Source organism: Bradyrhizobium sp. NBAIM08 (assembly GCF_020193935.1).
GTDB lineage: Bacteria > Pseudomonadota > Alphaproteobacteria > Rhizobiales > Xanthobacteraceae > Bradyrhizobium > Bradyrhizobium yuanmingense.
The window spans coordinates 1-506 of the sequence record NZ_JADYVR010000111.1 but is presented as its reverse complement, the minus strand read 5'-3'; the positions used below and the strand labels follow the sequence as shown (position 1 = coordinate 506).

1 protein-coding gene is annotated in these 506 nt (G+C 62.6%); it reads right to left on the bottom strand.

Features of this window, described 5'->3' with window-relative positions:
* A partial coding sequence (locus I6F37_RS38660) for a hypothetical protein (protein WP_225154165.1) occupies positions 1–506 on the bottom strand: 506 nt, incomplete at both ends.

The following is a 506-nucleotide window of genomic DNA, read 5'->3' as shown; positions in this document are numbered from 1 at the left end:
GAAAATCCGGACGCGTTCGCGGTCCGCGTCGTATAGGTGGTGGTGCCGTCAGGCAGGTGGCGGATGGCGGTGCTGGTGAAGCTGGCAGTGGTGTTTTCGACACCAAGCGCCGCGGAGGCCATGCTGTCCGACGAACCATTGAGCGTATAAACACCTGCCGTGGTGTGGCTGCCGGAGACGAGGATGCCGCCGAGCGAGTAGTTTCCCGTGGAGCCGTCCATGACGAATACCGGGCCGCCGCTGTTTCCTTCGCCGGTCGAAACGCCGTCGAAATCGTAGTAGGCATCGCGGATCTGATTGGCGTCGTTGGTGAACCAGTCGGTGGCATGCTGATAGCAGTAGCCGTTCTGGCCGGTGTATTCGATATCGGCCGGGTAGCCGGCGATGCGCTTGCCGCGGCTGGAGGAGATTGCCGCCGCACCGTCGCTCCAACAGGACGCCGCCGGACCGAACGAGCTATCGCCATAGAACACGGTGAAATCGTAGGCGAAGGACCGCGACGAATC